Origin of the sequence: Kitasatospora sp. NPDC088346 (genome assembly GCF_044740765.1) — a bacterium.
In the GTDB taxonomy this organism is placed as follows: Bacteria; Actinomycetota; Actinomycetes; order Streptomycetales; family Streptomycetaceae; genus Kitasatospora.
This window is the reverse complement of record NZ_JBIURH010000001.1, coordinates 312403-335940: the sequence shown is the minus strand read 5'-3', so window position 1 is coordinate 335940 and position 23538 is coordinate 312403. Positions and strand designations below refer to the sequence as shown.

Below are 23538 nucleotides of genomic sequence, written 5' to 3'. Positions count from 1 at the left end.
CCGACCACCGGCCCGACCACCGACCCCGACCACCGGCCCGACCACCGACCCCGACCACCGACCGCGACCGGGCGGCGGTGCCGGGCCGGCGCGGCGGCCCGGCCTCAGGCCTTGGGACCGGCCGACTGGACCACCTCGAAGGACCACAACGTCGAGTCGGACGCGGCCGGCCGCCGGGGCGCCTCGCCCTCCGCCGCCGGCGGGCCCTGGCGGTGGGCGGCCTGCATCGGGCCCTCCATCCAGGCCTTGAAGTGCTCCTCGCTCGCCCACCTGGTGTACACCAGGTACTGCTCGGTGCCCTCCACCGGGCGCAGCAGCTCGAACCACTCGAAGCCGTCCGAGCCCTCCACCGCCCCGGCCCGCGCGGCGAAGCGCTTCTCCAGCGTCTCCCGCATCTCGGCGGGGACGGTCAGCACATTGATCTTCACGATGCTCATGTCCCCATCCTGCCGCACGGCCCCGGCGGGCATCGGCAGCGCCCGCCGCGGGCTCAGCCGACCGGCGCCGGCTTGCCCTCGGTGTAGAGCCAGGCCCGGAACAGCGGCCCGAGGTCCTTGCCGGAGATCTCCTCCGCCAGCCGGCGCAGGTCGCGGGTGTCCGCGTTGGCGTGGCGGTACCTCTCCTGCCAGGCGCGCAGCAGCCCGAAGAAGTCGTGGTCGCCGAGGGTGGTGCGCAGGCTCTGCAGGGTCATCGCGCCGCGCAGGTAGACCGCGTTGTAGTCGAACATCCGGTCACGGCCGGGGTCGCCGGTCTTCAGCAGCCAGAACGGGTCGTCCGCGGGCGTGGCGTAGAGCCCGTCGAAGGTCTGCCGGGCGGACGGGCCGCCGTGGTCCTCCTGCCACAGCCACTCCACGTAGGTGGCGAAGCCCTCGTTGAGCCAGATGTCCTGCCAGGACTTCGGGGTGACGCTGTCGCCGAACCACTGGTGCGCGATCTCGTGGACGATCAGCCCCTCGTCGGGCGGGGTCTCGTAGACCGGGCGGCTCTGCGTCTCCAGCGAGTAGCCGACGCCGCTGGGGTCGATGATCCCGCCGACCGAGTCGAACGGGTACCGGCCGAACCGGGCCGCGTCCCAGGTCATCACCTCGCCCGTGGTGCGGTGCAGGAAGGTGTCGTCGCCCTCGCCGGCCGGGTCGTAGGCCGTGGTGTTGGGGATGCCGTCGACCACGCTGCGGGTGACGCGGAAGTTCCCGATGGCCACCATCGACAGGTAGCTGGCCATCGGCTTCGCCATCGCCCAGGTGACGGTGGTCCGGTCGCCGTCGACGACCGGCGCGCCCTGCTGCTCGCCGTTGGCCAGGGCGGTCACCCCGGTCGGGGTGGTGATCCGGAAGGTGTAGCTGGCCTTGTCGCGCATGTCGTCGTTGACCGGGTACCAACTGCGGGCGCCGTCCGGCTCGTTGAGCGCGACCGCGCCGTCCTCGGTGGGGACCCAGCCGTAGACGCCGAGCGCCGGGTCGTCGATCGGGCCGGGTTCGCCGCGGTAGCCGACCCGCACGGTGAAGGTCTCGCCGCGGCAGGGCGCGGCGACCGGGCTGACCACCAGCTTGCGGCCGTCCCACCGGTAGGGCGCCGCCGCACCGTTCACCAGGACCCGTTCGATCGGCGGCCCCGAGTAGTCGAGTCCGAACTCGGGCAGCGTCCGCTCCGCCTCGGCGGTGATGGTCGCCTCGGCGACCAGCAGGTGGGCGGCGGGGGTGTAGTCGAGCCCCAGGTCGTAGTGCTGGACGTCGTAGCCCCGGTTCCCGTCGAGCGGGAAGTACGGGTCCGCGACCGGGCCGTGGCCGCCCTGTGCGGCCGGTGCCGGGGAGGCGGTGAACAGGGCCAGGGCGCAGGCGATGCTCGCCGTCGCCGCCGCGAGGCGCTCTCGTCTTCTCATGTGAGGGATGATCAGACAGCCCGTGCTGCGGCCGCCGGGCGACACTCCGCCGGGCGGTGGCCGGGCCCCGGAGATGGACCGTTCGGCCCCGCCCGGGCCGTTCGGCCCCGCCCGGGCTGTTCGGCCCCGCCCGGGCTGTTCGGACCGTTCGGGCCGTTCAGGCCCGGACGCCGCGCCCGGTCAGGGTGAGCGCCCAGGCCAGGCAGCCGAACGCGGCGGTACCGGCCAGCGCGCGGACCAGGTTCCAGCGGACCCAGACCACCTCGAACCGGGCCCGCACCGCGGCGAGGTCCGCGACCGCCCCGGGATCACCGGCCGCCGCGAGCCGGTCGTTGAGCGGCACGTTCACCACCGTGGTGACCACCAGCAGCACCGCGTAGCACCCGGCCGCCGCGACCGTCCACCACATCGCAGCCCCGCCGCCGGCCCGGTACTGGAGGATCGCGGCGACCACGATCAGCACCATCGCGCCGGCGAAGGACAGCAGGAACCACCCGTTCAGGATCGCCACGTTGATCCGCTGCATCGCGGTGACGAAGGTCCGGTCGTCCGCCTGGCCGAGGCCCGGCATGACCGAGCAGGCGTAGCTGTAGAAGAGGCCCGCACTGAGGCCGGTCGCCAGGGTGGCCGCGACCAGGCTCGCCGTTCGAAGTACCGTCATGCCCCGAGTCAACCGGCATGCCTGCCCCGGACCATGGGCGAGACGCTCGGCCGCATGCGCGGGCGTCTACGCTGGCCCCATGGACGCACTCGCCGGGCTGCTCGCGGGCCCCCGGGCCCGGGGCGCCTTCCTGCTCCGGTCGGTGTTCGAGCCGCCCTGGTCGGTCCGGATCCAGGACGAGGCACCGCTGACCGTCCTGGCGCCGGTCCGCGGCGAGGTCTGGGTGATCCCCGCGCAGGACGCGGCCGTCCTGCTGCGCCCCGGCGACCTCGCGATCGCCCGCGGCCCGCAGCCGTACCCCTACGAACGGGTCGACCGGGGCGCCCAGGCGCTGCGGGCCGCGACGTCGCTCCGGGTCGCGTACGTCGGAGGCAGCAGCAAGGGGAACCTCGACTTCGAGGTCGCCCTGGACGACCGGGGGGACTGCACCGGACGAGTCGACCTGGCCGGCCGGGGCTCCTTCGAGTTCGTCAAGGCCGCGGACCGGCGCTGGATCAGGCCCAGCCCGGAGTACTGGTCGTACCTGGCGCGCCGGCAGAGCGGCGGGGCGGTCCCCGAGAACGCGGCGGGGCGGTACCTGGCCGTCCACGCGGGCAGCCAGGTGGCGGCCGGCTTCGAGTCGATGTGCGATCTCGACCGCCTGCGCACCCGGTTCGGCAGCCTCTCCTCCGGCCTCGGGACGCTCACCGAGGCCGGCACCGAGACCGTCGCCGGGGTCCGCGCCGTGAAGTACCACAGCGCGGGCGCCGAGGAGAAGGACATCTACCTCGCCGCCGACGGCACGCCGTACCCGGTGAAGGTCGAGACCCTCAGCGGCACCGACAGGGGAACGGTCTGGTTCAGCGCGTTCGACCGGCCCGTGACCCCCACCGCACCACCGGCCGACCAGGTGCTGGACGGGGCGAAGGCCAACGTGCCGGGGATTTCCTGACACCGGGTCGACACCGACCGTTCACAACGTTCGTATCGTCATCAACCGGGACATTGGCCACCCGGGCCCCGGACCCGCCTGTCCACGCCCGGCAACCTCCTGCATAATCGGGGCCGTTCGAACACCAGACCCCGAGGAGGACCGGGCCATGCCGGCTGAGCACTGCCCGCTGTGCGGCGCGGCCCGAGGCGCAGGCGGCTGTGCGTGCCACTCCTCGGTCCCCCGCTCCGCCGACGAGACCGTGGTGCTCCCGCAGATGGAGGGGCCTCCGCTGGTCCGGCCGTACGTGCCGGCCGCCGTGCACTACGAGCCCTCGTCCGTCCCCGGCCCCTCCGGCGCCGGCCCCTCCGGCGCCGGCCCGTCAGGCACCGGGCCGTCAGGCACCGACCCGTTCGCCACCGCCGTGCTGCCGCCGGTCCAGGCCGGCCCCGAGCCGGGGTACCCGCACTGGGAGCCGGCGCCCCCGCCGCCCGGCCGGCCCGACCTCGGCTCGTACAGCGTGCACGCGCCGGCCGCGGCCGGTCCGGCCCCCGAGCGCGTCCGGGCCGCCGCCACCCGCCGCCGGGCCGCCGTGGTCGGTGCGGGTCTGGGCATCGTGGCGCTCGGCGCCGGGCTGGCCCTGGCCCTCGCGCCCTCGGACAAGTCCAAGTCGACCGACCACGCGCTGCCGGCGCCGAGCGCCTCCGCACCGGACTCGGCCACCCCGTCGGCCGTGCCGAGCGTCTCCGCGAGCGCGGCGAGCTCGCCGAGCGCCAAGCCGTCCCCCTCCCCGAGCGCGTCCCGGTCCAGCAGCCGGCCGCCGACCAGTGCCGCGCCGTCCAGCGCCGCGCCGAGCCCGAGCCCCAGCCCCTCGGCACCGTCCCCGTCGGCGGCCAGCCCGACCCCCTCGCCGAGCCCGACCGTCCGCGCCGTGCTCCAGCAGGGCGACAAGGGCGCGGACGTCACCGCCATGCAGCAGCGGCTGGTGGCGGTGCTGGACTGGGCGTACGACGACTCCCTGGTGACCGGCACCTTCGACAACCGCACCAAGCAGGCCGTCAGCTACTTCCAGAGCGTCTACGGCCAGAACATCCCGTCGAGCGAACGCGGCGGGAAGTACGGCCCGGTGACCCGGTCCCAGCTGGAGTCGATGAGTTGACCGGCCGGGCCGCTCCCGCGCCGGGTCAGCCGATCACGGCCCGGACCAGGCTGACGCCGCCCAGCAGCAGCATCACGGTCGCCGCCACCCGCACGATCACCCGCATCGGCACGTGCTTCAGCAGCTTCTGCCCGCCCAGGATGGCGATCCCGCTCACCGCGCACAGGGCCAGCCAGGCGCCCAGGCCGACGGCGACCGGGTCGGCGTACTTGGCGGCCAGGTTGGCGGTCATGATCTGGGTCAGGTCGCCGAACTCGGCGACCGCGACCACCACGAAGCTCGCCCCGGCCACCTTCCAGAAACTCCCGGAGGACGGCTCCTTGGCGGCCCGTCCGTCGTCCTCCTCCTCCTTGTGCCACAGCAGCATCGCCGCGCCGGCCAGGAACAGCAGCCCGGTCACGCCCTCGACCCAGCGCTGCGGGAGCAGGGCGAGCAGACTGCCCGCCGCGAGGGCGAGCCCCACCTGGAGGGCGAAGGCGGCGGCGATGCCCGCGAACACGTAGCCCGCGCGGTACTTGGTCCCCAGCACCAGGCTGGCCAGCGCGGTCTTGTCGGGCAGTTCGGCGAGGAAGATGATGCCGAAGGTCAGGGCGGCAACGGTCAGGCTCATCGGAGTGTCGGTCGTCTCTCGGTCGGGCTGCCCGGCCGGAGTGCCACGAGGGGACGCTTCGGCCCGACAGCACTGGACATGTTCACAGCACTGCGGCCGAAGGTCTCGCCAACACCCCGAGAAGCGGGTGTCCCGGGCGCCGGGCCCGCGAGCGGGCCAGTATGTCGACGTTCCGGTGGAGGGCTACTCCCCTTCAACAGCCACCCACCCTACCCCACCCCGCCCGGCCCGTCGGGGGCCAGCCGGCCCCGGCCGACCAGTTCCAGCACGGCCACCACCGCCACCGACTCCACCAGCAGCAGCGCCACCAGGACGAACAGCTGCACCGCCCCCGCCTGGACCGGGGTCGCCCCGCCCAGCAGCATGCCGACGAACGCGCCGGGCAACGTGACCAGGCCGACCGTCCGGGTCTGGTCGAGGGCCGGCACCAGCGAGGTCGCCGCGGCCGTCCGGCAGATCTCCAGCCGGGCGTCGCGCTCCTCGAAGCCGAGCGCGAGGGCCGCCTCCACCTCGCCGCGGCGGGTCCGCAGCTCGTCCAGCGCCCGGCGGCCGGAGAGCGAGGTGGCGCTCAGCGCGCCGCCGATCAGGATGCCGGCCACCGGGATCACCGAGATCCCCTGCCGCGGCAGCAACCCGGAGCCCAGCAGCAGCGCCAGGACGGGCAGCACCCCGGCGCCGATCGGCACCGCCGCCCAGACCCAGCCGGGCCCGGCGGTGATCCGCCGCCCGGCCGTGCGGACCGCGACCGCGAGCATCAGCAGCACGAACGCGGCCGACGTCCAGAGCGAGCCCACCACCCAGGCGATCACCAGCGCCACCGCGGCCAGCTGCACCGCCGCCCGCACTCCGGCCCGCAGCACCGCCCGCCCGTGGCCGAGCCGGCCCCGGCCGGCGACCACCGCCGCCCCGGCCAGCATCAGCGCGCACACCACGCCCAGCAGCGGGGTGACCGGCAGCAGCGCGGTGGAGGACGCCACCGTCAGACCCAGCTGGTGAACCACATCCGGGCCCGCCAGTCGTTCATCGGGATCACCTCGCCCGTGTACAGCGGGTAGAAGAACGCGAAGCAGGCGACGATCGCCAGCACGATCACCCCGGCCCCGGCCGCGCCCCAGCGGCGCCGCTCGGCCGAGCAGCCGGGCGGCCCGACCAGCGCGCCGAGCATCTGCGCGACGGCCAGGCACAGGAACGGCACCAGCACCACCATGTAGAACGAGAAGGTGGTGCGCTCCTGGTAGCGGAACCAGGGCAGGTAGACCCCGGCGACGGCGGCGAGCACCGCGCCCGAGCGCCAGTCCCGGCGGAAGAACCAGCGCCACAGCGCGTACGCCAGCGCGAAGCACGCCGTCCACCACAGCAGCGGGGTGCCGAGCCCGAGGATCTGGCTGGCGCAACCCTCCGGTGCGGTGCAACCGCCCTGGCCCTGCGCCGTCTGCTGCCAGTACATCGAGACCGGGCGGCCCTGGACCAGCCAGCTCCACGGGTTGGACTGGTAGGAGTGCGGGTCGGACAGGCCGGTGTTGAAGTCGTACATCTGCGCGTGGTAGTGCCACAGGCTGCGCAGCGGGGCGGGCACCCAGCCCATCGACACCTGCGGCAGCGGGATGTCCACGACCGGCGTGCGGGGCATCGACAGGCCGTCCCGGCCGTCCGCCCAGTGCCGGTTGTAGCCGCCGCCGGTGGCGAACCAGCCGGTCCAGCTGAGGGTGTACACCACCAGCGCGGCGCCGGCCGTCGACAGGACGGTGGGCAGCGCGTCCCGGCGCAGCATCGAGCGCCACGGCCGGTACGCCCCGGCCCAGCGGCGGCCCGCCCGGTCCCACAGCAGCACCAGGACCACGAACACCGCCAGGATCGGCGCACCGTTCCACTTCACCGCGCAGGCGCAGCCCAGCAGCACCCCGGCGGCCAGCCGCCAGGGCCGCAGCCCCAGCCGGACCCGGTCGCCGGCCGTACCACCCTCGGCGCGGGCCGCACCCAGCCGCTCCCGGGTACGGTCGCGGTCGACCAGCAGGCAGCCGAACGCGCCGAGCACGAAGAACATCTGCACGCCGTCGAGCAGCCCGACCCGGCTCAGCACGAACTGCAGGCCGTCCACCGACATCAGCAGCGCGGCGGTGCAGCCGAGCAGCGTCGAGGAGAACAGCCGCCGGCCGATCCGGGCCAGCATCAGCACGGTGACGGTGCCCAGCAGCGCGACCATGAACCGCCAGCCGAACGGGTGGAGGCCGAACATCCACTCGCCGAGCGAGATCACCCACTTGCCCAGCGGCGGGTGGGCCACGAACTCCGGGTCCGTGCCCAGCGGGATGGCCTGCGGCACCCCGAGGATCCGGTCGTTGGCCTCCTTGGGCCAGGTGCCCTCGTACCCCTGCCGCAGCAGCGACCAGGCGTCCTTGGGGTAGTACGTCTCGTCGAAGACGAAGGCGTGCGGCCGGCCCAGGTCCCAGAACCGCAGCAGACCCGCGAAGAGCGCCACCGCGATCGGCCCCAGCCAGTCGGAGTGCCGGACCATCCAGGGGAACGGGCTGCGGGGAGCCGGGGCGGGGGCCTCGGACGGGACCGGGGTCTCGGTGACTGCCGCGTACGCCATGACCTCGCCGGTTCGATCGGTGGTCCGGGCGGACGGGAGCCGACCGGGCCTGACACTGTGTCGCCTTTCCGTGATCCTAGCCCGCCGGGAGCGGGCGGCCCCGGCCATCCGGTTCCGGCGCGGGGCGGCCCGCGGGTGCCGCCGGGTGCCGCCCGGGCAATGGATTTCGCATTGGGCGCCGCGTGCCGTAAGGTCGTGTTCACCGACGCGGGGTGGAGCAGCTCGGTAGCTCGCTGGGCTCATAACCCAGAGGTCGCAGGTTCAAATCCTGTCCCCGCTACTCAGTGGTAGCAGAGAAGGCCCGGTGCACGGTGTGCGCCGGGCCTTCTCCGTTCCCCGGCGCCGTTTCCGGTCCCGGGTTGACCCTCGACCAGGTCGAGGGGGCACGGTCCTCGGCGTGGAGAACATCATGCGCAGCATCGGTGAGATGGCCCGGGACAGCGGGCTGAGCGTCAGCGCGCTGCGGTTCTACGACGGTGCGGACGTCTTCGGCCCGGCCCGGGTCGACCCGAGGACCGGGTACCGCTGGTACGCGCCGGAGCAGCTCGGCGACGCCCGCCTGCTGGCCAGGCTGCGCCGGGTGGGGATGCCGCTGGCCGACATCCGCCGGGTCCTCGGCGGGGACGCCGGCACGGCGGCGGCCGCGGTCGACACCCATCTGCGCAGGCTGGAGGACGGTCTCGCGGACGCCCGTCGGGAGCTCTCCACGGTCCGAGCACTGATCGACCTGAGGGAGACCGCCATGGGACCGACCCGACTGACCGTACCCGCCGCCGAGTTGGCCGCCGCCCTGGACGCCGTCCGGTTCGCGGCCGCGCCCGGGGCCGGGCACCCGGCGGTGGCCGGGGTGCTGTTCGAGGTGACCGCCGGGACCCTGCGGCTGGTCGCCACCGACCGCTACCGCCTCGCCGTCTCCGAGGCCGCGGTGTCCGGGCTGAGCGGCCCGGAGCGGAGCGTCGTCGTGCCGACCGCCCTGGTGGACGAGGTCCGCGCCCTGCTGACCGGGGCGGCCACCGCCGAACTGGCCGTCGACGGCGACCGGCTGACCGTCACGGCCGGCGCCCGGAGCACGAGCGGTCACCGGATCGACCAGGACTACCCGGACTACCGGGCCCTGGTCCGACTCACCCCGACCCACCGGGTCGAGCTCGCCGCACACCTGCTGCGCGAGGCCCTGGCGGGCGCCCCGGTCCGCCCCGCCCGGCGCGGTCAGGACGGCGTGCCGTACGAGGTGTCGGTCCTCACCGTGGACGCCGACGGGCGGCTCGACCTGTCCGCCGCCGCCCCCGCCGGTGGCCTCCAGGTCCAGGTGAACCGCGACTTCCTGCTGGAGGCGGTCGCCGCGGGCGCCACCGACCAGCTGGTCCTGGAGTTCGGCGGCCCGATCGCCCCGCTGGCCGTCCGCTTCCCGGAGCGCGCGGACACCTTCTCGCTGCTGATGCCGACGGCGCCGTAGCACACGGCCGCCCGGGCCGGGCAGGTCAGGCCGGGGTGATGTTGTGGTTGAGGTGGAAGACGTTGTCGGGGTCGTACTCGCCCTTGACCGCGGCGAGGCGGCGGGCGTTCTGCTCGCCGAGGCCGGCGCGGGTGCGTTCCTCGCCCTCGTCGCCGATGAAGTTGAGGTAGACGGCGCCGATCGACCAGGGCTTCAGGTCCGCGCAGACGGCGCGGGCCCAGGCGCGGCCGCGTTCGTCGTCCGCGGGGTCCTCCCACAGGCCGAAGGGGTGGACGGCCCAGGGCGCGACCCGCCAGGGGACCGGGAAGTCGTCCCGGCCGGCGGCCACCGCGCCGCCGAGCGGGAAGACGACGTGCTGGGAGGGCGACGGCGTGACCATGTCCCGGGCTCGCGCGCAGAACAGGTCAGCCGCCGGGTCTGGGAAGTCCGTCAGGTACTCCGCCGACCAGTAGTTCCGGTACCCGGGAGGGTCGTCGAGCATGCACTGAACGTCGGCGTACGGCATTTCGGCGATCACCTCGCCGACGTGGCCGTGCGCCAGCATGGGTTCGAACACCGGGCGGGCCTGGCCGAGGCCGCCGGTGTAGGTGAGCAGGGCCCCGACCGCGAGCCGGCCGACCAGCTCGGGCGGGACGAAGGGTTCGGGCGGGCCGGTGAGGTAGAGCAGGCCGCCGCCGACCTCGTCCGGTGCCTCGGCCATGTAGTCGCGGTAGCGGCGCAGGATCTCGGGCCCGGCCTCGGCGGGCCACAGCAGCAGGGCGATCGCGAAGGCGGGCAGCGGGTGCAGTCCGAAGGTGAACTCGGTGACGACGCCGAAGTTGCCGCCGCCGCCGTGCAGCGCCCAGAACAGTTCGGGGTTCTCCCTCTCCTCGGCGCGCACCCGGCGGCCGTCGGCGGTGACCACCTCGGCGGCCAGCAGGTTGTCGCACATCAGGCCGAACCTGCGCTCCAGCCAGCCGGATCCGCCGCCGAGGGTGAGGCCGCCGATCCCTGTGGTGGAGGCCCGGCCGCCGGTGGTGGCGAGGGCGTGCGGCTGGGTGGCCCGGTCGAGGTCGGAGACGGTCGCACCGCCGCCCACCCGGGCGGTCCCGGCCTGCGGGTCGACGTCGACGGCGTTCATCCGGCGCAGGTCGACCACCAGGCCCCCGTCGGCGACCGCGGCCCCGGTGACCCCGTGCCCGCCGCCGCGTACCGAGATCTCCAGCCCGTTGGCCCGGGCGAAGGCGACGGCGGCGGCCACGTCCCGGTGGTCCTGGCACTGCGCGACGACCCGGGGCCTCCGGTCGATCATGCCGTTGAACACGGTCCTGGCCTCGTCGTAGGCGGTGTCCCCCGGGACGATCGCCTCCCCGTGCAGGTCTGACCGCAGCCCGTCCAGCGTGCCGGAATCGAGCAGGTCGGAAGTCATGCTCATTCGCCCCTCTCCGGGACGGGGACACTCCGACGCTACCGAGCGTAGCCCCGGCCGGAGCCCGCCCGCATCCGGAGCGGACGGGGGCGGGCGCCGGGCCGGGGCCGGTGCGTCAGGCCGCGGTCTGCAGCTCCCGGACGGGATGCTGAGCGACCGTCAGGTGGCGGACGTTGTCCTGGGCCGGGGTGAGGTGGCCGCGCAGCCGTACCGACAACGCGATGATCAGCAGGGTGCAGCCGGCCATCGCGGCCAGGTAGAGCGGCCAGGTGCCGGAGCCGACCAGCAGGACGCCGACGGCGGGTCCGACCGCGACGGCGATCTGCTTCACCAGGGCGTACCCGGCGTTGTAGGTGCCGAGCAGCCGGCTGGGCGCCAGGTCCGCGACGATCGGGCCGAGGGTGGGCGCGAGCAGCGACTCGCCGACGCCGAACAGCGCGTAGATGGCGACGATCGCGACCGTGGCGGCCATCGCCTCGGTCCGGATCAGCCCGGCGATCAGCGCCATCGCCCAGGCGGCCAGCCAGACCACGCCGGCGGCGGCCATCGCGGTGGTGCGGCGGCGGCGCTCGGTCATCCGCACCACGAACATCTGCAGCACCACGATGGTCAGCGCGTTGGCGCCGATGGCCAGGCCCAGGGTGGACGGCGCGGTGCCGACGGTGTCGGTGGCGAACGCCGCCACACCGGACTCGAACTGGCCGTAGCAGGTGAAGAAGATCAGGCCGGCCAGCAGGCAGAGCCGCAGCATCGCCTTGTCGGCGACCAGGGCGCGCAGCCCGGTGGGTCCGCCGCGGCGGGCTCCGGGCCCCTCGGGCTCGACGGTGGCGGCCGGGATCCGGGCGCTGCCGGTGACGGCGGCGAGGCCGAGGAAGGTCAGCGCCTCGATGGTGAACAGCCGGGTCAGGCTGGCCGGCTCGGCGATGTCCACGATCTGCCCGCCGACCAGCGCGCCGATGCCCATGCCCAGGTTGACCAGCGTGAACTGGAGCGCGAAGGCGCGCGGCCGGTCGGTCTTGGAGGAGCTGCGGACGATCATCGTGGCGAGGGCCGGCTGGCAGGTGGTGACACCGGCTCCGAACAGGAACGAGGCGACCAGCAGGGTCGGCGTGGTGTCGGCCCGGCCGAACGAGAACGCGCCGACCGCGGCCAGCGCGGCGCCCGCCAGCAGCACCGGGCGCGGGCCGTAGCGGTCGATGCCGCGGCCGGTGAACGGCAGCACGGCGAGCGCGGCCAGCGCGAACAGGGTGAAGACCATGCCGGCGGCGAGCGAGCCCAGGCCTCGCACCTGGTCCACGTAGACGAACATGTACGGCATCGTGAAGCCGCTGCCGAACGCGCTGAGCGCGTTGCCGATCTGGACGCGGCGCAGCGGGCCGCCCGCCCCGTAACGCTGCTGCCTCTGCTGCTTCACCGTGCCGGTCACCGTGCACACCCCTTTGCTTGAGACTTCGAGCCTGTCGTGTTTAGGCCGGAAGATTTAAGAGCTAAACTTTAGGCCTGAACTCTAAGGCTCGAAAGGTTGAGACGTCAAAGGCTTAACGCGTGCAGGGTTGCGTGGGACAATGGTCCGCATGAGCGCACGCAGACCCGCGCCGCCGGACGAAGCCGAGCTGGGCATCGCCGAGCAGGTGGCCGTCTACCAGCGGGAATTCCCCACGGTGGACCCTCAGGTGGAGACCATCGTGTCCACCCTGTCCCGCCTCGCCCGGCGGATGAACGTGGCCTACAGCCGGCAGCTCGCCGTGTTGGGGATCACATCCGCGGAGTGGGAGGTGCTCAAGGCACTGGTGATCTCCGGCAGCCCGTACCGGCTCGGCCCCGGCGAGCTCGCCAAGCGCCTCGGGCTCACGCCGGCCGCGATGACCCACCGGATCGACCGCATGGTGACCGACGGCCTGGTCACCCGGGATCGGGACGAGGCCAACCGGGTCCGGGTGATCATCGAGCTCACCGAGGAAGGCCGCGACAAGTGGCTGGAGCTGATGCGGATGGCCGCCGTCTTCGAGGCCGACCTGCTGCAGGACATCACCGCCGAGGAGCGCCCCGCGCTCTCCGCGATGCTCGGCCGGATGATGCGCCGGATCGAGGTGACCCAGCCCGACGCGCTGGGCCGCACCGAGGACCTGGACTGAGCACCGGGCACGGCGCACCGAGCACCACGCACTGAGCGCGACCGTCCCCTTCCCCGGGGCGGACGCCGCGGGGACGGACGCCACGGGGGCGGACGCCGCGCCGGGGAGGGGCGGAACGGCGACAGGGCCCCGGACATCGCGTCCGGGGCCCTGCCTCATGCCCGCGTCAGCCCGGCCGGGCCGTCACGGGTGGTGCTGATGGTGCATGTGGTGCGGGCAGTGCGAGTGGTGCCGGTTCAGCAGGGGCCGTTGTCGGTCCACACGCCCCACTGGCCGGAGGTCGACGGGTCCTCGTTGGTGGTCCACCACTTGTTGGTGTAGGTGTGGCCCTTCCAGCTGACCTTGGTGCCGGCCGTGGCGTAGACGGTGGCGGCGTTCCAGCTCGGCGCGGCGCAGCCGGGCACGCTCGGGGAGGCCGAGGTGCTGGGCGAGGTCGACGGCGAGGAGGACGGCGAGGCCGAGGTGCTGGGCGAGGACGACGGGGTGGGCGAGGCCGAGGACGGCGACGGGGACGGAGCCGCCGGGCAGTCGGCCGCGGAGCCGTTGGTGGCGCTCACCATCTTGTCGAACAGGGCGGTCTTGGTGCCCATGTCGTACAGCGAGAAGGCGAAGGAGCCGCCGAGGCCGTTGCAGTGTGCGTAGTCGACCTTGGCCTGGATCGAACGGGCGTCCTCACCGCTCCAGAAGGTCGTTCCGTCGTAGAAGTACGTGGTCTTCGCGGTGTCGTCCCAGAAGGTCCGGGCCGGGTTGTCGACGAAGCCCGCGAGCTCCTTGTACATCTGGATGCCGGGGACGCTGCCCGACATCGCCGCACCGGCGGCGGGGCCGGTCGCGCTCTGGAAGAGGCCGTTCTTGCCGTTGTTCGGCACGCCCGTCCAACCGCGGTAGTAGAACGGGATGCCCATGTTGATCTTGTTGGCGGGGAAGCCGCCCGCGATGCCGTACTGCGGGTCGCCGACGGTCCAGGCCTTGATGGAGGCGTCGATCGAGTACTTGCCGGTGCCGCCCGGGATCGGGGTCATCGGGTCGTTCGGGCCGGAGTAGAGCGGGGCCTGGTGGTTGGTCGGGCCCTGCGCCTCCCAACCGCCGTGCATGTCGTAGGTCATGACGTCGAGGAAGGTCAGGTACTGGCCGACCTTGTCGGTCTCGACGTTCTTGATCTTGTCCTGGCCGGCGCCGACCGCCGCGGCCAGCGCGTAGGTCTTGTGGTCGGCGGTGCCCTGGGCGTCCAGCTGGGCGCGGAACTCGGCGAGCAGCTTGGTGAAGTTCTGCTTGTCGCTCGGGCTGTCGTGGTTGCCGAGGTGGCCGCCGCCACCCGGGTACTCCCAGTCGATGTCGATGCCGTCGAAGACGCCCGCGGCCGCGCCGGTGCCGCCGTAGCCTGCGTCGACGGGCAGGTTGCCCTTGATGAACATGTCGATGCAGGAGGAGACCAGCTTCTTGCGCGAGGCGTCGGTGGCCGCCGCGTCGGAGAAGTACTTGGAGTAGGTCCAACCGCCTATCGACAGCAGCACCTTGAGGTTCGGGTTCTTCGCCTTCAGCTTCTTCAGCTGGTTGAAGTTGCCCGCGATCGGCTGGCCCCAGACGTCCGCGACGCCGTCGACCGAGATGTCCGCGCCGAAGCTCTTCTGGTAGTCGGCGAACGCGTCGGCCGCACCGTCACCCGCGTTGGGGTTGTTCTCGTCCTGCGAGGCGGCCTTGGTCGCCTCGAAACAGGAGAGGGTGGTGGGGTTGATGTTGGCGAAGTCGTAGATCAGGTAGTCCAGTTTCCCGGCCACGCCGGTGTCCTGGATGGTCTTCGGGTAGTACGCGTTGCCGTAGATCGACCACTGGTCGAAGTAGGCGACCTTGATGCCGCCGCTGGTCGCGGGGGCACCGGTGGAGTTGGTGGGCGCGGCCTGGGCGGAGGCGCCCGAGGTCAGCGCGAGGGCCGTACCGAGCAGTGCGGAGGCGGCGGTGCCGGCCACCAGAGCGGTCAGGCCCTTGGGCCGCCGCCGGTGCGCCGGCCGGGGCGCGGGGACGGAACGAAGCATGGCTGCGTGACTCCTGGTCGTGGGGGATCCCGCCACACCCCTCGGGTGCAACGCCCGGGGTGGGGCCGGACGTCAGGGGCATGACAGTGGAATCGAGCGGGGCCTTCGATGGTGCGCAACGGGTGGAACCGGGTGGAACCGGGTGGAACCGGGTGGAAGCGGTGCCCGGATAGGCCGAACCGGCGCCGCAGGTCGAGACCTCCGGCGCCGGTCCAGGGGCTCCCTGCACCTGGGCACAAAAATGGACTAGACCAACTCCCCCGTCAAGAGCCCCTCTTGACCCTTGAGCCGCCCTTAAGGTTCGCGTCGTCCCGCCCGGCCCCTCCGGTCAGCCGCCGGTCAACGGCTGGTCAGCAGCCCGCCGGCACCACCGCCGTCGCTCCGATCAGTACCGGAGCGCCGACGCGACGTCCGCCTTGACCGTCCCGGACAGGTTGCGGTTGCTGGTCGCGGTGGCCTGCGCGGTGCCCCCGGCGGTCACCTCCGGCACGCTCAGCACCACCACGTCCAGCACGTTGCCGCTCTGATCGGTGAAGTTGACCTGGATCGTGTACTGGTAGCCCTGGGAGCCACCGTTCTTCACCGTGACCGGCACCTTCACCTTCCCGTCGGACGCCGACACCGAGCCCAGCGAGATGTCGCCCTTCGCGTCCAGCCCGCCCTTCACGCTGGCCAGCGCCGAGGAGGCGGCCGCCTGCGCGGACGAGGCCGCCGAGGCCACCGCGGAGGTGGCGTTGGAGGCCAGGCTCTCCGCCGCCGAGGCCGCGGCCGACAGCCCGGACTCGAACACCGAGGAGACCGCGGGCGAGGGCGAGCTCTCCGACGAACAGGCCGCCAGGGCGCCGCCACCCAGCATGGCCGCCGCCATCGCCACCGCGGCCACCCTGACCCGACGCCCTGAACCGACCTGACGACCCGGCACGACCCGACGCTCCATGACCACTCCTCGCTCGGCTGCCCCCACCCCACCACCCTTGGGCCGCCCCACCGGCCCGGCCACCCGGCAGAGCGGTTCGGGTGACCGGGCCCACGGGGCCACCGCCGGCCCGCGGCCGCATACCATGGCGCGGACGGCCGGACGGGCGACGGAAGGGGTACGGCGGTGGTGCGCAGGCTCGGCGATCTGGAGGCGGAGATCATGGACCGGCTCTGGGGCTGGGGCCGTCCGGCCACCGTCCGCGAGGTCGTGGACGACCTCAACCGGCACCGCCCGGTCGCGTACACCACGGTGCTGACCGTCGCCGACATCCTGCACACCAAGGGCCTGGTGAGCCGCGAGAAGTCCGGCCGCGCCTGGGTGTACGCGCCGACCCGCAGCCGCGAGTCCTACACCGCCGAGCTGATGCGCGAGGCGCTCGGCGCGAGCACCGACACCCCGGCCGCGCTGGCCCGCTTCGTGGAACAGATCTCCCCCGATGAGCTGGCCGCACTGCGCCGGGCCCTGGCCGGCCTGGAGGGCGGCGAGCCGGGCGTCCCGGGCGGGCCCGCGTGAGCGCCGCGCTGCTGCTGGCCGGCTGGGCCGCCGCGATGGCCGTCCTGCTGCCGCCGCGGCTGGCCCGGGCGGGCTGGGTGCGGCGGGCACCGGCGCTCGGCGTGCTGGCCTGGCAGGCACTCGGCGTGTCGGCGCTCGCCGCGGTGGCCCTCGGCGTCCGGCAGCTCCTGGACCCGACGCCGCACCACCACGACGGGCTGCTGCACCTGTGCGGGCTCTCGGCTCCCGCGGAGACCGTCTCGCGGGTCGCGCCGGCCGCGGCCGCGGTGGTGGTCATGGTGCCGGTGGGCGTCTTCGCCGTCCGGCTCGCGGCGGCCGCGCGCGGGCGCGCCCGGCACCGTACCGTGCTCGACCTGGCCGCGCGGCGCGGGCTGGTGCCCGGCGCGCTGGTCCTGGAACACCCGGTCCCGGCCGTCTACTGCCTGCCCGGACGGGGCCGGCGGGTGGTGGTCAGCCGCGGCGCGCTGGACGCCCTCACCCCGGAGCAGCTGGCCGCCGCCCTCGCCCACGAGCACGGCCACCTGACCGGCCGCCACCACCTCGCCACCTGCGCGGCCGAGGCCCTCGCCCGGACCTTCGCCGGCCTCCCCCTGGGGCGGCTGGTCCGCGACGAGACCCGGGCCCTGCTGGAGATGGCCGCCGACGACCGCGCCCTGCGGCACCACTCCGCCCGCGCCCTGGCCGGTGCGATGGCCGTGGTGGCGGCCGGCCCCGCACCGTCCGCCGCACTGGCCGCCGGCCACCACGCCGCCGCCCGCGTCTCCCGCCTCGCCGCCGGCCGCCCGCGGCTCCCCCGCACCACCCGCCTGCTCGGCACGGCGTCGGCCGCGGCGCTGGCCGCCGTCCCGCTCGCCCTGGCCTGCGTCCCCCACCTGCTCTGAGCGTCCGCGCCGCAGCGGCGGCGCCCGCCGCCTCAGGGACCGGGAGGCCGTCCCGGCCCACCCCCCGTCCCCCCGCGCCGCCGTCCCGGCTTGCCTTTCCCCGAGGCTCTCTACTAATTTGCTTAGGAGATTAGTAGTACCGTCCGCCCCACCGCGAGGGAGCAGCACCACCATGAGCCGGCACCGCCTCCCCTCCCCCGCCACCCGGCGCCGCCGCACCGTACTCGCCCTGGGCGCGGGCGGCGCCCTGCTGCTGCCCGGGGCCGCCGCGCAGGCCGAGCCCAGGCCCTCGCCGGACCAGGTGCAGCGCCAGGTGGACGCGCTCTACGAGGACGCCGAAGCCGCCACCGAGCAGTACAACGGCCTCCAGGAGCGCCGCGAGCAACTACAGACCCGCACGGGCGGCCTTCAGCAGGAACTCGCCGTCCAGCAGGAGCAGTTCAACGCCCTGCGGGAGACCCTCGGCGCGGTCGCGGCGGCCCAGTACCGGGACGGCGGGATCGACCCGGCGATCCGGCTGATGCTGACCTCGGACGCCGACGGCTACCTGGACCGCGCCGGCCGTCAGGACAGCGCCGCCACCACCCAGGTCGGTGTGTTGCGGCGGCTCCAGGAACAGCAGCGCCGCCTCGACGGGCTGAGGACGGAGGCCGCCGACCGGCTCGCCGAGCTCGACGACGCCCGCCGGGCGGCCGCCGCCAAGAAGGCCGAGGTGCAGGGCCGGCTCGCCGAGGTGCAGCGCGTCCTGGGCGGCCTGAAGGCGGACGAACGCGCCCGGGTGCTGGCCGGCGACCAGCCCGCCGCCTCCCGAGGTTCGGCCCGCACCCCGTACACCGGCCCGGCCACCGGGCGGACCAGGGACATCCTCGACTTCGCCCACGCGCAGCTCGGCAAGCCGTACGTCTACGGCGCCACCGGGCCCGGCTCGTACGACTGCTCGGGCCTCACGCTGAAGGCCTTCGCGGCCGGCGGCGTCGCCCTGCCCCGCACCTCGCAGGCCCAGTTCGCCGCCGGCCAGAAGATCGCCAGGAGTCAACTCCAGCCCGGGGACCTGGTGTTCTACTACTCGGACCTGCACCACGTCGGAATCTACCTGGGCGACGGCAGGCTGCTGCACGCACCGCGCACCGGCAAGACCGTGGAGATCGTCGGTGTCGACGTGATGCCGTACGCGGGAGCCGTCCGCTACTGACGGCGGCCGGCGCCCCCCGCGCCCCCACGGCCCCCACGCCACCGGGGGAGGTGTGTCAGATGGCCGTGACGTTGACCGCGCTCGGGCCCTTCTGGCCGGCCTCGACCTCGAACTCGACGTTCTGGCCCTCGGCGAGGGTCTTGAAGCCGGTGCCCACGATGGCCGAGAAGTGGACGAACACGTCCTTGCTGCCGTCCGCCGGGCTGATGAAGCCGAAGCCCTTCGTCTCGTTGAACCACTTGACCTGGCCCTGGATCTTCGCCATGCCGCTCTCCTCGTACGCTCGTTGGCATGGCCCTGCGGCCGCGCCGGACCGATCATGCCCAGCACGGCACCCCGCTAACCCGCGAGACCCGTCGGTCCGCCCGCCCGTCAGCGACGGGTCAGCATCGAGTCAGCGACGGGTCGGCAGCCGGCCGGTGGCCGACCGGTCGGCGCGGTCAGGACAGACCGCGTCCGGCCTGCTCGGCCGCCTCGTCGGCGGCGCGGGCCTCGCGGCGGCGGACCACGTCCTGCCGGCGGGTCACCACGGCGACCGCGCCGAGCGCCGCGAGGGCGAACGCGAGCACCCCGTGCCGGGGGCGGTCCACCACGTGGCCGAGCGCGTGGTCCAGCGAGTAGCGTCCGGCACCGGCCACGCCCAGCGACAGGCCGCACGCGCCCAGCAGGGCCGGGTACTCGAAGCCCCCGCCGACCGCGAAGAAGCCCGCCGGGGCGTGCACCGCGATGGCGCCGGCCATCGTGCCGGCGACGATCGACCCCGCGACCGGGGTGGCCAGGCCGACGACGAGCAGCGCGCCGCCGCCCGCCTCGCCGAGGCCGGAGGCGACGGCGCTGCGGTGGCCCGGTTCGAAGCCCATGTGCTCCATCGCCTGGGCGGTGCCCTCCAGGCCGCCGCCGCCGAACCAGCCGAACAGCTTCTGGGCGCCGTGGGCGAACAGCACCCCGCCGACGGCGGTGCGCAGGGCCAGCAGGCCGAGGTCCTTGCGGTACAGACTGGTCATGGTGACGCCCCTGGGTCCGGTGGTGCGGCGGACGCCGCATTCGACCTCAATCCCAGCCCAGCGGGCGCACCGACTCGACCCGGGAACGCCATCCGGGCTAATCCGCCGGCCGAGGGAGAGCGATGGGAGCAGCACCTGCGCCCGTGTACGAGCTGCCGGGCGCCGGGATCACCGACGAGGCGTCGTTCTGGGCGGCGCTCGGCCGGGCCGTGGACGCACCGGACGGCTACTACGGCCGCAATCTGGACGCGCTGGCCGACTGCCTGCGCGGCGGCTTCGGGCCCGAGCCGCCGTTCACCCTGCGCTGGCGGGACTCGGCGGTCGCCCGGCGCCGGCTCACCCGCAGGCCCGGCACGGGCCCCGGGGGGCCGGGGCGCAGTTACTTCGAGGAGATCGTCGCGGTGCTGCGGGAGGGCGGGGTGACGGTGCGGCTCGACTGAGCGGGGGACGGGCCGGCCGACGCCGGTCCCGCCCCCCGCTCCCCCCGGAGCCGGTCCCGCCCCGGTCAGTCCGTCCGCCGGGTCGCAGCGACCCGGGAGCGGGTGAACCCGGCGGCGAGCGCCCAGGAGAGCACGGGCAGTGCGAGCAGGACGACCGCCAGGTACGTCCACGGCACCACCAGGGCGTGGGTTCCCGTGAAGATCGCACCGGTCGGGTCGACCTCCGGTGTGCGGCCCAGGTTCTGCACCCGCTGGATCGCGGCCGCCGGCACCAGTCCGGCGGCCGAACCGAGCGCCGCGCCGAGCAGCGCGATCACGGCGCACTGGAAGCCGGAGAGCCTGCGCCGGATCCCGGGGGCGGCGCCGACGGCGGCCAGCGTGGAGAGGTCCCGCTGGGAGTCCGCCGCGGCCAGCCCGGTGGCGATCCCCGCCGCGGCGACCGCCACCGCGACTGCCGCGACCGCGAGGCCGATCCCCACGACGCCGTCGTCGCCGCCCCGGTAGCCGCGCTCGACGCCGATCCCGCCGTGTCCGCCGGCCGCGGTGATCGCCGCGGCCGCGCGCTGCTCGGACACCGTCGAGGGTGCCCGGGCGGGCCGCCACACCGAGCCCGACTCGGCCAGCACCAGCCCGGCCCGCTCGGCCGTCGCGGCCGGCAGCACGGCCCGGACGGCCGGCAGTTCCGCCGTCACCACCACCGCGGGGAGGGCGAGGGTGCTCGCCGTGTTGCCCTCCGGACCGGTGGCGCCGAAGCGGGTGAGCTCCAGCGTCAGCGTGCCGTCCTTGACCAGGCTCGGGTCGAACACCGCGGCCTTGCCGTCCGCGAGCGCCCGGGCGGCCTCGGGCTGGTCCGCGGCCAGCAGGTTGTGCAGCAGCGTGGCGTCGCCGGAGACCAACTCGCCGTACTGGTAGGGCCGTTCCTTGCCCGGGTGGCAGCGCGGGTCGGTCGCGAGCAGCCGCTCCGCCTCGCCCGGGGCGATCCTGGTGCCGTACGCCGAGCCGGGCGGGCCGGCCACCGGCGGGCAGCTGAGCTCCGGTACGACCCTGAGCGCGATCCGGCCGCAGAAGCTGCCGCCGGTGCCGTCGCAGGCCCCGTAGCCGACCCGGCGCAGGTCCGCGCGCGGCCCGAGGTCGGGGACGGTGTGCTCGACGGCGGCGCGCAGGCGTTCGGCGTTGCGGTCGGGGCCGAACGGCAGGGTGACGGCACCGACCGGGGCCGCCGCGAGGTAGTCCGACCGGGCCGCGGCGTCGCCGGTGGTCTGGAAGGTCAGCACGGCGACGGCGCCGGCCACGGCGGCCATCACGGCCGCCACCGCGGGAGCGGTCCGGCCGCGCTGCCGGGTCGCGTCGCGCAGGGCCAGCCGGGGGCTGAGCGGGAGGAAGCGGCCGAGCCGGCCGGCCTGGCCGACCAGGAACGGGGTGCAGGCGACCAGGCCGAGCTCCGCGAGCATCGAGCCCGCTGTCACGACCCGGGTGCGGGCGCCGCTGGTGGCGCCGAGCAGGGCGAGGGCCGTGCCGCCCAGCACGCCGGCCGCGCCGAGCAGGGTGAGCCACCTCGCGGGCGGGCGGGTGGTGCCGCGGCCGGTGAGGGCGTCCACCACGTGCTGCCGCGAGGCCTGGACGGCGGGGACGACGGCGGCCAGCACCCCGGTCAGCATGCCGACGGCGAGGATGCCGAGCAGGTCGGCGGGTTCGAGGGCGAAGTGCCCGAACCGCGCCCCGGCCCTGGTCTCCAGCCAGGACCGGCCCAGCGCCACCGCGACGGCTCCCAGCGCGGTGCCGGCCAGTGCTCCGGCGCCGCCCAGCACGACGCCGCCGGCCAGCACCACGGCGCGGACGTGCCTGCGGTCACCGCCCTGGGCGGCGACCAGTCCGAGCTGGCGCCGGGAGCGGCGCGCGCCGACCGCGAAGGCCGGGCCGGCCAGCAGGACGATCTCCAGCAGGGCCATGCCGGCCACCGTCGCGACCACCGTCGACCGGTTGAGGCCGGCTTCCTCGGTGGCGCCGAGGCGGTCCGGGTCGTCCCGGTAGAGCGGCACGGCGCCGTCCGGCGGCGGGTCGGCGAGCACCGCCCGGGAGGTCACCGAGAAGCCGTACGTGTTGGTGCGCCGGACGTCCTCCCAGCCGAAGGCGGCGCCACCCGGGAGCGAGACCAGCCAGCCGAGCCCGCGCGGGTCCCCGGACTCCGGGCTCCGCCCGGCGGCCGCCAGCAGTCCGGCCAGTTCGCCGGGCCGTCCGACCAGGCGCACGGCGTTCAGCTCGCCCGGGTACTCGACCGCGGCGGTGATCCGCAGCGGCCGGTCGGTGCCGGCCAGGGTCGTGGTCCGGCCGACCTCCAGCCCGGCTTCGGCGAGGAAGGCGGTGGTCGCCGCGACCTCGTACGGGGCGTGCGGCCAGCTGCCCCGCCGGAGGGTCACCAGGCCCTCGGCGCTGGGGTCCGCGAGGTCCACGCCGTAGGCCTGCACCGGCAGTTGGCCGTGGGCGGTGGAGGTGCCGACGAACTCGGACGGCGACTGCACCGGCACCACCCGGGCGCCGGGCGGCAGGGCCTGGGTGAGCAGCAGCTCCGTGGGCTGGGCGGCGCGGGCCGCCTCCTCCTCGGTGGGGACGGGCTTCGCGCCCTGCTGCGAGACGATCGAGATGCCGCCGGCCGGGTCCGGGGCCTGCTGGAGGCGCCAGCCGGGCCGCTGCGCCACCACGTACGCGTCGGCGGCGCCCATCGTCCGGGTGGCCCGTTCCTGCGGGGTCGGCTGACCGCTGCGGGCGGTGATGTCGGCGGCGGTGACGCCGAGGACGGGGAGCGCGATCATGGCGACGACCAGGGCGCTGCGGCCCTTGGCGCGCAGGGCGTCGCGGCGGGCGATCCGCAGGGCGGCCCGCCAGGCGGAGGGCTTCATCGGGCGCCCTCCGCGTCGGAGCCCGCGGCGGCGGCGGCGTGGGCGCCGGCGTCGGCGCCGTCCTCCGCCGTCCGGCCGTCGCGCAGCACCAGCACCCGGTCCACCCAGGCCGCGTGGCGGGGCTCGTGGGTGACCATGACGGCCGCCGCGCCGGCGTCGCAGCGGGCCCGGAGGACGGCGAGGACGGCCTCGCCGGTGGCGGAGTCGAGGGCTCCGGTGGGCTCGTCGGCGAGGACCAGGCGCCGTTCGCCGATCAGGGCGCGGGCGATCGCGACCCGCTGCTGCTGGCCGCCGGACATCTCGTCCGGGAAGCGGTCGGCGAGTTCGCTGATGCCGAGCTCCTCCAGGGCGGCCAGGGCCTCGGCGCGGGCCCGCCGGGCGGGGAGGCCGTCCAGCTCGCGCGGGATCGCCACGTTCTCGGCCGCGGTCAGGGCGGGGACCAGGTTGAAGTCCTGGAACACGTAGCCGACCGCGCGCCGACGGACCGCGGCGACGGCGTTGCGGGAGAGCCCGCCCAGCGGCCGCCCCTCGATCAGCACCTCGCCCGACGTGGCGCGGTCCAGCCCGCCCGCGAGGGTGAGCAGGGTGGACTTGCCGGAGCCGCTCGGCCCCATCACGGCCACGAACTCCCCCGCCCGCACGGTGAGGTCGACCCCGCGCAGTGCGTGGACCTCCGCGGCTCCGCGGCCGTGCACCCGGGACACGTTCCGCAGGTGCAGGACCGCGCCCCCGGTCTCCCGGTGATCTGTCGTCATGTCCCCGTTCCCCCTCGTTGCCGGCGCCTGTCA

General features: G+C 74.8%; 23 protein-coding genes and 1 tRNA gene. 10 read left to right on the top strand and 14 right to left on the bottom strand.

Going from position 1 to position 23538, the window contains the following annotated elements; translation table 11 throughout:
* Nucleotides 1–104: 104 nt before the first annotated feature.
* The 3 genes from ACIOFR_RS01510 to ACIOFR_RS01500 form a co-directional block, all read right to left on the bottom strand.
* On the bottom strand, nt 105–437 hold the full coding sequence (locus ACIOFR_RS01510) for an antibiotic biosynthesis monooxygenase family protein (protein ID WP_400991588.1): 333 nt from the start codon (nt 435–437) through the stop codon (nt 105–107).
* Between the two features lie 53 nt (nt 438–490).
* Nucleotides 491–1879, bottom strand: coding sequence for a M1 family metallopeptidase (locus ACIOFR_RS01505; protein WP_400991587.1), 1389 nt, complete (start codon nt 1877–1879; stop codon nt 491–493).
* Nucleotides 1880–2036: 157 nt separating this feature from the next.
* Nucleotides 2037–2540 (bottom strand): DUF1772 domain-containing protein, encoded by a 504-nt coding sequence (locus ACIOFR_RS01500; RefSeq protein WP_400991586.1) that lies wholly within the window; start codon nt 2538–2540, stop codon nt 2037–2039.
* Nucleotides 2541–2619: 79 nt separating this feature from the next.
* Between ACIOFR_RS01500 and ACIOFR_RS01495 the strand changes: the two genes are divergently transcribed.
* Together ACIOFR_RS01495 and ACIOFR_RS01490 are read left to right on the top strand one after the other, a co-directional pair.
* Complete coding sequence (locus tag ACIOFR_RS01495) at nt 2620–3471, top strand: cupin domain-containing protein (protein ID WP_400991585.1); 852 nt, start codon at nt 2620–2622, stop codon at nt 3469–3471.
* Between the two features lie 148 nt (nt 3472–3619).
* Nucleotides 3620–4609, top strand: coding sequence for a peptidoglycan-binding protein (locus tag ACIOFR_RS01490; protein ID WP_400991584.1), 990 nt, complete (start codon nt 3620–3622; stop codon nt 4607–4609).
* A gap of 25 nt (nt 4610–4634) precedes the next feature.
* Here ACIOFR_RS01490 and ACIOFR_RS01485 read toward each other — a convergent pair whose 3' ends face one another.
* From ACIOFR_RS01485 to ACIOFR_RS01475, 3 genes are all read right to left on the bottom strand, one after another.
* On the bottom strand, nt 4635–5219 hold the full coding sequence (locus ACIOFR_RS01485) for a TMEM165/GDT1 family protein (RefSeq protein ID WP_400991583.1): 585 nt from the start codon (nt 5217–5219) through the stop codon (nt 4635–4637).
* Between the two features lie 209 nt (nt 5220–5428).
* A complete protein-coding gene (locus tag ACIOFR_RS01480) occupies nt 5429–6136 on the bottom strand; it encodes an ABC transporter permease (protein ID WP_400992113.1) in 708 nt (235 codons plus the stop codon).
* A 62-nt stretch (nt 6137–6198) separates the two neighbouring features.
* Nucleotides 6199–7734, bottom strand: coding sequence for a dolichyl-phosphate-mannose--protein mannosyltransferase (locus tag ACIOFR_RS01475; protein WP_400992112.1), 1536 nt, complete (start codon nt 7732–7734; stop codon nt 6199–6201).
* Between the two features lie 284 nt (nt 7735–8018).
* Between ACIOFR_RS01475 and ACIOFR_RS01470 the strand changes: the two genes are divergently transcribed.
* Together ACIOFR_RS01470 and ACIOFR_RS01465 are read left to right on the top strand one after the other, a co-directional pair.
* Nucleotides 8019–8092, top strand: a tRNA-Met gene (locus tag ACIOFR_RS01470).
* Between the two features lie 117 nt (nt 8093–8209).
* Nucleotides 8210–9268 (top strand): MerR family transcriptional regulator, encoded by a 1059-nt coding sequence (locus ACIOFR_RS01465; protein WP_400991582.1) that lies wholly within the window; start codon nt 8210–8212, stop codon nt 9266–9268.
* A 25-nt stretch (nt 9269–9293) separates the two neighbouring features.
* On the opposite strand, the gene ACIOFR_RS01460 is transcribed toward ACIOFR_RS01465, so the two are convergent.
* Entirely contained in the window at nt 9294–10676 is a 1383-nt protein-coding gene (locus ACIOFR_RS01460; protein ID WP_400992111.1) for an FAD-binding oxidoreductase, read from the bottom strand.
* Nucleotides 10677–10791: 115 nt separating this feature from the next.
* On the bottom strand, nt 10792–12090 hold the full coding sequence (locus ACIOFR_RS01455) for an MFS transporter (protein ID WP_400991581.1): 1299 nt from the start codon (nt 12088–12090) through the stop codon (nt 10792–10794).
* Between the two features lie 160 nt (nt 12091–12250).
* Between ACIOFR_RS01455 and ACIOFR_RS01450 the strand changes: the two genes are divergently transcribed.
* Nucleotides 12251–12811 (top strand): MarR family winged helix-turn-helix transcriptional regulator, encoded by a 561-nt coding sequence (locus ACIOFR_RS01450; RefSeq protein WP_400991580.1) that lies wholly within the window; start codon nt 12251–12253, stop codon nt 12809–12811.
* A gap of 236 nt (nt 12812–13047) precedes the next feature.
* Here the strand turns inward: ACIOFR_RS01450 and ACIOFR_RS01445 are convergent, their stop codons facing one another.
* Both ACIOFR_RS01445 and ACIOFR_RS01440 read right to left on the bottom strand, forming a co-directional pair.
* Nucleotides 13048–14844, bottom strand: a complete 1797-nt coding sequence (locus ACIOFR_RS01445; RefSeq protein ID WP_400991579.1) for a glycosyl hydrolase family 18 protein — start codon at nt 14842–14844, stop codon at nt 13048–13050.
* 385 nt (nt 14845–15229) lie between these two features.
* Nucleotides 15230–15427, bottom strand: coding sequence for a hypothetical protein (locus ACIOFR_RS01440; protein WP_400991578.1), 198 nt, complete (start codon nt 15425–15427; stop codon nt 15230–15232).
* Nucleotide 15428: 1 nt separating this feature from the next.
* On the opposite strand from ACIOFR_RS01440, the gene ACIOFR_RS01435 reads away from it, so the two are divergent.
* From ACIOFR_RS01435 to ACIOFR_RS01420, 4 genes are all read left to right on the top strand, one after another.
* Complete coding sequence (locus ACIOFR_RS01435; protein WP_400991577.1) at nt 15429–15755, top strand: hypothetical protein; 327 nt, start codon at nt 15429–15431, stop codon at nt 15753–15755.
* Nucleotides 15756–15949: 194 nt separating this feature from the next.
* Nucleotides 15950–16336 (top strand): BlaI/MecI/CopY family transcriptional regulator, encoded by a 387-nt coding sequence (locus ACIOFR_RS01430; protein ID WP_400992109.1) that lies wholly within the window; start codon nt 15950–15952, stop codon nt 16334–16336.
* On the top strand, nt 16333–17217 hold the full coding sequence (locus ACIOFR_RS01425) for a M56 family metallopeptidase (protein ID WP_400991576.1): 885 nt from the start codon (nt 16333–16335) through the stop codon (nt 17215–17217). Before ACIOFR_RS01430 ends, ACIOFR_RS01425 begins: the two co-directional genes overlap by 4 nt.
* Before the next feature lie 172 nt (nt 17218–17389).
* The gene (locus ACIOFR_RS01420) at nt 17390–18409 is read left to right on the top strand and encodes an NlpC/P60 family protein (RefSeq protein WP_400991575.1); all 1020 of its coding nucleotides are present in this window, start codon (nt 17390–17392) and stop codon (nt 18407–18409) included.
* Between the two features lie 55 nt (nt 18410–18464).
* Here ACIOFR_RS01420 and cspC read toward each other — a convergent pair whose 3' ends face one another.
* Complete coding sequence (gene cspC / locus ACIOFR_RS01415; RefSeq protein ID WP_400991574.1) at nt 18465–18674, bottom strand: cold shock-like protein CspC; 210 nt, start codon at nt 18672–18674, stop codon at nt 18465–18467.
* 175 nt (nt 18675–18849) lie between these two features.
* On the bottom strand, nt 18850–19413 hold the full coding sequence (locus tag ACIOFR_RS01410) for a DoxX family protein (protein ID WP_400991573.1): 564 nt from the start codon (nt 19411–19413) through the stop codon (nt 18850–18852).
* Nucleotides 19414–19535: 122 nt separating this feature from the next.
* Here ACIOFR_RS01410 and ACIOFR_RS01405 point away from each other — a divergent pair, with 122 nt between their 5' ends.
* Complete coding sequence (locus ACIOFR_RS01405; RefSeq protein ID WP_400991572.1) at nt 19536–19853, top strand: barstar family protein; 318 nt, start codon at nt 19536–19538, stop codon at nt 19851–19853.
* A gap of 65 nt (nt 19854–19918) precedes the next feature.
* Here the strand turns inward: ACIOFR_RS01405 and ACIOFR_RS01400 are convergent, their stop codons facing one another.
* Together ACIOFR_RS01400 and ACIOFR_RS01395 are read right to left on the bottom strand one after the other, a co-directional pair.
* The gene (locus ACIOFR_RS01400) at nt 19919–22750 is read right to left on the bottom strand and encodes an FtsX-like permease family protein (protein ID WP_400991571.1); all 2832 of its coding nucleotides are present in this window, start codon (nt 22748–22750) and stop codon (nt 19919–19921) included.
* A complete protein-coding gene (locus ACIOFR_RS01395) occupies nt 22747–23505 on the bottom strand; it encodes an ABC transporter ATP-binding protein (RefSeq protein ID WP_400991570.1) in 759 nt (252 codons plus the stop codon). Before ACIOFR_RS01395 ends, ACIOFR_RS01400 begins: the two co-directional genes overlap by 4 nt.
* Between the last annotated feature and the right edge of the window lie 33 nt (nt 23506–23538).